We start from the raw sequence: 6,068 nt of genomic DNA on the forward strand, positions 1-6,068 counted from the left end.
CGGCTGTCCTCCCCACGTCCTCCCGGGGCGGACAGCGGGCCGCACGGACGGTGCCCGGGCGGTGCCCGGCCGGGGCGCCCCGGCCCCCGGAGCCCGGCGGAAACGCCCGCGCGGAACGGGGGTTGGCGGCCCCCGGGGCGACGCAGCGCCCGCCGGAGGGGGACTCCCTTACCACGCGGTTCCGGACCATACTGGCGGCCACCACCGCCAGGAGGAGGCGCCCATGAGTCCCGCCCGGAGCACGGACACCGCCACGCGCCGCGCTCCCGGCCGCCGGGGCCCACGCCGGGCGGCGGCCGCCGGAGCGGCCGTGGCGGTGCTCCTGTCCCTCGCGGCCTGTGGGCAGCCCGGTGCCCGGGGCGGTACGGAACCGGCACCCGGCTCCCCCCGGCCGTCAGCGGCCGCCGACGGGCAGTTGCTGGCGCTCACGGTCAGCGGCGGTGTGGCCGGGCACACCAGCCGGGTCACCGTGGGGGCGGACGGCACCGTCGAGACGGTCCGGCGCAGCGGTACGTCGAGAACGGGGCGGATGCGGGACGGACAAGTGGCCGAGCTGCGCGACGTCCTGGCGAGCGAGCGGTACGCGCGGCTGCCCGCCCGCACCTTCAACCGGCCGACGACCGACGCCTTCGTCTACGAGTTCGAAGCACAGGGGCGCACCGTGGTCGCGGACAGCACCTCGCTGCGGAGGCCGCTGAACGAGGTGCTCCAACTGCTCGGCTCCTGGCGGCCGTAGCCGCCGTCGTACGGCCGCACGGCCGTGCGGGCCCGGCCGGTGTCCAGCCGGTGTCCAGGAGTGTCAGGACCAGCGGCCCGTGCGCCCCAGCAGCAGCGCGGCGGCGGCCGTCCCGGCCGTGGAGGTGCGCAGGACCGTCGGGCCCAGCCGGTACGGCTTCGCGCCCGCCGCCGTGAACGCCGCCAGCTCCTCCGGCGAGACACCGCCCTCCGGGCCGACCACCAGCACGATGTCCCCGCCCTCCGGCAGCGCGGCGGTGGCCAGCGGTTCGGCGGCCTCCTCGTGGAGCACGGCGGCGAACGCGGCGCCCGAGAGCAGCCCGGCGACCTCACGCGTGCTCATCGGGCCCGGCACCTCGGGAAGCCGGAGGCGGCGGGCCTGCTTGCCGGCCTCCCGCGCGGTGGCCCGCCACTTGCCGAGCGCCTTGACGCCCCGCTCGCCCTTCCACTGCGTGATGCAGCGGGCCGCCGTCCACGGCACGACGGTGTCCACGCCGGTCTCCGTCATCGTCTCGACGGCGAGTTCGCCGCGGTCGCCCTTGGGCAGCGCCTGGACGACCGTGATCCGGGGGCTGGGCTCCGGCTCGTGGCGGACCTCGGTGATCTCGGCTTCCAGGCGGTCCTTGCCCTCGACGGCCGCCACCGTGCCGTACCCGCCGGTCCCCCGGCCGTCCGTCAGCACGATCTCCTCACCGGCGCGCAGCCGCCGCACGGAGACGGCGTGCCGCCCCTCGGGGCCGTCGAGCACGAACCGGCCGGTTGCCAGGGGGCGTTCGGGGTCGGTCAGGAACACCGGAGCCGTCATGCGGGCTCCCCTTTCTCGGGCTGTGCGGTCCTTGTGCTGTGCGGTCCTTGTGCCGTGCGGTCCCTGTCGGGGCCGTGCCGCGCAGGGCGAAGGCTCAGGGCACGGCACGGCCCCGGCGGAGGGGGTCCGCCGGGGCCGGGGTGTCGTACGGCTGCGCCGCCCGCCGGTTCAGCGGCCGTTGAAGGCGTCCTTCAGCCGGGAGAAGAGGCCCTGCTGACCGGGCTGGAAGTGCCCGGCCGGGCGCTCCTCGCCGCGGATCTTGGCGAGCTGCCGGAGCAGGTCCTCCTGCTGGGGGTCGAGCTTGGTCGGCGTCTGCACCTCGACGTGGACGATGAGATCGCCGCGCCCGCCGCCGCGCAGATGCGTGACGCCGCGCTGGTGGAGCGGGATCGACTGGCCGGACTGGGTACCGGGCCGGATGTCGACCTCCTCCATGCCGTCCAGCGTCTCCAGCGGGCACTGGGTACCGAGGGCCGCCGCCGTCATCGGGATGGTGACGGTGCAGTGCAGATCGTCGCCGCGCCGCTGGAAGACCGGGTGCGGCACCTCGTGGATCTCGACGTAGAGATCGCCGGGCGGGCCGCCGCCGGGGCCGACCTCGCCCTCGCCGGCGAGCTGGATGCGCGTGCCGTTGTCCACACCCGCCGGGATCTTGACGGTGAGCGTGCGGCGCGAGCGGATGCGGCCGTCGCCGGCGCACTCGGGGCACGGGGTCGGCACGACGGTGCCGAAGCCCTGGCACTGCGGGCAGGGGCGGGAGGTCATGACCTGGCCCAGGAAGGACCGCGTCACCTGGGAGACCTCGCCGCGGCCGCGGCACATGTCGCAGGTCTGGGCGGAGGTGCCGGGGGCGGCGCCCTCGCCGCTGCAGGTGTTGCAGACGACGGCCGTGTCGACCTGGATGTCCTTGGTGGTGCCGAACGCGGCCTCGTCCAGCTCGATTTCGAGCCGGATCATCGCGTCCTGGCCGCGCCGGGTGCGCGATCTCGGGCCGCGCTGCGAGGCGGTGCCGAAGAACGCGTCCATGATGTCGGAGAAGTTGCCGAAGCCGGCTCCCCCGAAGCCGGCGCCCGCGCCACCGCCGGCCCCCGACATCGGGTCCCCGCCGAGGTCGTAGACCTGCTTCTTCTGCGGGTCCGACAGCACCTCGTAGGCGGCGTTGATCTCCTTGAACCGCTCCTGCGTCTTGGGGTCCGGATTGACGTCCGGGTGCAGCTCGCGTGCGAGACGGCGGAACGCCTTCTTGATCTCGTCCGGTCCGGCGTCCCGGCTCACGCCCAGTACGGCGTAGTAGTCGGTGGCCACTTACGACTCCGCCAGAATCTGTCCGACGTAACGTGCCACTGCGCGTACCGCTCCCATCGTTCCGGGGTAATCCATGCGGGTCGGTCCGACCACGCCGAGTTTCGCCACCGCCTCGTCGCCCGAACCGTAGCCGACGGCGACGACGGAGGTGGACGTGAGGCCCTCGTGGGCGTTCTCATGCCCGATGCGCACCGTCATGCCGGGCTCCTCGGAGGCGCCGAGCAGCTTCAGCAGCACGACCTGCTCCTCCAGGGCCTCCAGCACGGGCCGGATGGTCAGCGGGAAGTCGTGGCGGAAGCGGGTGAGATTGGCGGTACCGCCGATCATCAGCCGCTCCTCGGTCTCCTCGACGAGGGTCTCCATGAGGGTGGCGAGCACCGTGGAGACCGTCCCGCGGTCCTCCGTCTCGAAGGACTCCGGAAGATCCTGCACCAAGCGCGGCACTTCCGCGAAACGGTGACCGGACACCGCGCTGTTGAGACGGGCCCGCAGATCGGCCAGCGAGGTCTCCCCGAACGGCGCCGGGCAGTCCACCATGCGCTGTTCGACCCGGCCGGTGTCGGTGATCAGGACGAGCATGATCCGCGCGGGCGCCATGGACAGCAGTTCGACATGGCGCACGGTCGAGCGGGTGAGCGACGGATACTGCACCACCGCCACCTGCCGGGTCAGCTGCGCGAGCAGCCGCACCGTGCGGCCCACCACGTCGTCGAGGTCGACGGCGCCGTCGAGGAAGTTCTGGATGGCCCGGCGCTCCGCCGTCGAGAGCGGTTTCACACCGGCGAGCTTGTCGACGAACAGCCGGTAGCCCTTGTCCGTGGGGATGCGGCCGGCACTGGTGTGCGGCTGGGCGATGAAGCCCTCGTCCTCCAGCGCCGCCATGTCATTGCGCACCGTGGCGGGCGACACCCCGAGGCGGTGGCGCTCCGTGAGCGCCTTGGAGCCGACCGGCTCCTCGGTGCCCACGTAGTCCTGGACGATGGCGCGCAGCACTTCGAGTCTGCGTTCGCTCAGCATCGCGCTCACCTCCAGTCGGTCTCTCGGTCTCCGGTCCGGCCTCTCGGTCCGGCTCTTGGCACTCGATCCGCGGGAGTGCCAGTTTCCCCGGCCAAGTGTACGGCGGTGCGGTATGGCGAGGGCAAGGCCGGACCGGTTACGGGGCGGATACGCGGCCGGTCGACGGCGCCCCGGGCGGACACGGGCGCCCGCCTGCGACTAGCGTCATCGTATGGAACGCGGTTGGGAAGAGGCGGACGGGGAGCACCTGGCGCGGGGGGTCGCACGCCGCCGCCTGCCGGGCTGGGACGCCACGGCGGGACTGGTGTACGGGCCGGACGCGGCGCTCGTCGTGGACGCGGGGGCGAGCCTCGCCGAGGGGGCGGGCATCCGCCGGTGGGCACGGCGCCTGGCGGGCCGGGACGTGACCCATCTCGCACTCACCCACGGTCACTTCGACCACATCCTGGGCGCCGCGGCCTTCGCCGGCGCCGAGACCTACGCCGCCGTGGGCCTGGACCGGCTGCTCACCGGCGGGCGGGAGGCGGTGGCCGCCGACGCCGTCCGGCACGGGCTGGACGCCGGGGAGGCGGCCGAGGCCGCCGATCTGCTGGTCCGGCCGCGGCACCTCGTCTCGGGAGAGATGACGGTGGACCTCGGCGGAGGGCGGGAGGCCGTGCTCGTCAACGTCGGGCCCGGGCACACCCCGCACGATCTGGCGGTGCTGGTGCCGGGCGCCCCCTGTGTCGTCTTCTGCGGCGATCTGGTGGAGCAGTCGGGGGAGCCCCAGGCCGGCCCGGACGCCGTGCCCGGCCGCTGGCCCGCCGCGCTGGACCGGCTCGTGGAGCTCGGCGGCGAGGACGCGCTGTACGTGCCCGGTCACGGAGCGGTGGTGGACGCCCGTTTCGTACGGGCCCAACGCGACGCGCTGGCGGGGCGGTTCGGCGTGTCGTGACCGGCGTCCGCCCGCCGTTCGTATCGTCTGTGCCCATGCGCAGCAGACAGTACGGGCCCGACCTGACCCCGCCGTGGAAGAAGAACCGGCCGGCGCCCGAGGTGGCGGCCGAGCCCGGCCTCGTGGTGGAGGAGGCCGCCACCGGCTTCTGCGGCGCGGTGATCCGCTGCGAGAAGACGGCGCGGGGACCGGTGGTGACCCTGGAGGACCGCTTCGGCAAGCACCGGGTCTTCCCGATGGAGCCCCGCGGTTTCCTGCTGGAGGGGCGCACGGTCACGCTGGTGCGCCCCGCGGCCGCCGCGGCCGCCGCCCCGCGCCGCCCGGCGCGCACCGCCTCGGGGTCGGTCGCCGTCCCGGGGGCGCGGGCGCGGGTCGCGCGCGCCGGGCGCATCTATGTGGAGGGCCGGCACGACGCCGAACTCGTCGAGCGGGTCTGGGGCGACGACCTGCGCATCGAGGGCGTGGTGGTCGAGTATCTGGAGGGCATCGACGACCTCCCGGCGGTGGTACGGGAGTTCGAGCCGTCGGCGGACGCGCGGCTCGGGGTGCTCGTCGACCACCTGGTGCCCGGCTCCAAGGAGTCGCGGATCGCGGACGAGGTCATGGGCGACCCCGCCTGGGGCGGGCACGTCCTCGTCGTCGGCCACCCGTACATCGACATCTGGGAGGCTGTGAAACCGGCCTCCGCGGGCATCCCCGCCTGGCCGTCGGTGCCCCGGGGCCAGGACTGGAAGACGGGCGTCTGCCGGGCGCTGGGCTGGCCGGAGAACACCGGCGCGGCCTGGCAGCGCATCCTGTCCTCCGTGCACAGCTTCCGGGACCTGGAGCCGGAGCTGCTCGGGCGGGTGGAGGAACTCATCGACCATGTGACGGCGCCGTAGCCGGTCCGGAGTGCCGGGGGCCAAGGAGCCGGTGGCCGGCCGCCGGGCCGCCGGGCCGCCGGAGCATTGCGGCGCCCGGGGTTCCTGCCCCGGTGTTCGGGTTCTCCGGGGAATCCGGGGTACGCCCGGCTTCCAGGTGCCCGGATACACCCGGGTTCCGGGCGCCCGGTTGCTCGGGTGCCCGGTTGCTCGGGTGCCCTTTTCCGGTTGTGACCGGGTTTCCGCGGACCCGGGCACCGCCGGGGTTCCGGGTGGCCGGGTTCCGGGTGGCCCGGGGTACCCGGCCCGCCCCGGCCGGGATGCTCCTATGGATGTCAAGCGGCTTCAGTGAGAGCGCGTTGTGTGGTTTGTCGGGTGGTGGTGCGGTGGTCGAGGGATCGCAGGAGGACGC

At 74.3% G+C, this 6,068-nt stretch carries 6 protein-coding genes; 3 read left to right on the plus strand and 3 right to left on the minus strand.

Annotation, left to right across the window (positions count from 1 at the left end):
* Positions 1 to 223 precede the first annotated feature (223 nt).
* On the plus strand, positions 224 to 736 hold the full coding sequence (locus tag IF83_RS0118900) for a hypothetical protein (protein ID WP_030545637.1): 513 nt from the start codon (positions 224 to 226) through the stop codon (positions 734 to 736).
* A 63-nt stretch (positions 737 to 799) separates the two neighbouring features.
* Here IF83_RS0118900 and IF83_RS0118905 read toward each other — a convergent pair whose 3' ends face one another.
* The 3 genes from IF83_RS0118905 to hrcA form a co-directional block, all read right to left on the minus strand.
* Complete coding sequence (locus tag IF83_RS0118905; protein ID WP_030545639.1) at positions 800 to 1,540, minus strand: 16S rRNA (uracil(1498)-N(3))-methyltransferase; 741 nt, start codon at positions 1,538 to 1,540, stop codon at positions 800 to 802.
* Between the two features lie 168 nt (positions 1,541 to 1,708).
* Positions 1,709 to 2,845, minus strand: coding sequence for a molecular chaperone DnaJ (gene dnaJ / locus IF83_RS0118910; RefSeq protein WP_030545641.1), 1,137 nt, complete (start codon positions 2,843 to 2,845; stop codon positions 1,709 to 1,711).
* The gene (gene hrcA, locus IF83_RS0118915; protein WP_030545643.1) at positions 2,846 to 3,862 is read right to left on the minus strand and encodes a heat-inducible transcriptional repressor HrcA; all 1,017 of its coding nucleotides are present in this window, start codon (positions 3,860 to 3,862) and stop codon (positions 2,846 to 2,848) included.
* 211 nt (positions 3,863 to 4,073) lie between these two features.
* Between hrcA and IF83_RS0118920 the strand changes: the two genes are divergently transcribed.
* Positions 4,074 to 4,796, plus strand: coding sequence for an MBL fold metallo-hydrolase (locus tag IF83_RS0118920; RefSeq protein WP_030545645.1), 723 nt, complete (start codon positions 4,074 to 4,076; stop codon positions 4,794 to 4,796).
* Positions 4,797 to 4,831: 35 nt separating this feature from the next.
* A complete protein-coding gene (locus IF83_RS0118925; RefSeq protein WP_030545646.1) occupies positions 4,832 to 5,677 on the plus strand; it encodes a DUF3097 domain-containing protein in 846 nt (281 codons plus the stop codon).
* Positions 5,678 to 6,068: the final 391 nt, after the last annotated feature.

This window comes from Streptomyces albus subsp. albus (genome assembly GCF_000719865.1).
In the GTDB taxonomy this organism is placed as follows: Bacteria; Actinomycetota; Actinomycetes; order Streptomycetales; family Streptomycetaceae; genus Streptomyces; species Streptomyces albus_E.

Coding starts and splice junctions, on each gene's coding strand:
- IF83_RS0118905 (WP_030545639.1), bottom strand. CDS start 1,540: ATGACGGCTCCGGTGTTCCTGACCGACCCCGAACGCCCCCTGGCAACC.
- IF83_RS0118925 (WP_030545646.1), top strand. CDS start 4,832: ATGCGCAGCAGACAGTACGGGCCCGACCTGACCCCGCCGTGGAAGAAG.
- IF83_RS0118920 (WP_030545645.1), top strand. CDS start 4,074: ATGGAACGCGGTTGGGAAGAGGCGGACGGGGAGCACCTGGCGCGGGGG.
- hrcA (WP_030545643.1), bottom strand. CDS start 3,862: ATGCTGAGCGAACGCAGACTCGAAGTGCTGCGCGCCATCGTCCAGGAC.
- IF83_RS0118900 (WP_030545637.1), top strand. CDS start 224: ATGAGTCCCGCCCGGAGCACGGACACCGCCACGCGCCGCGCTCCCGGC.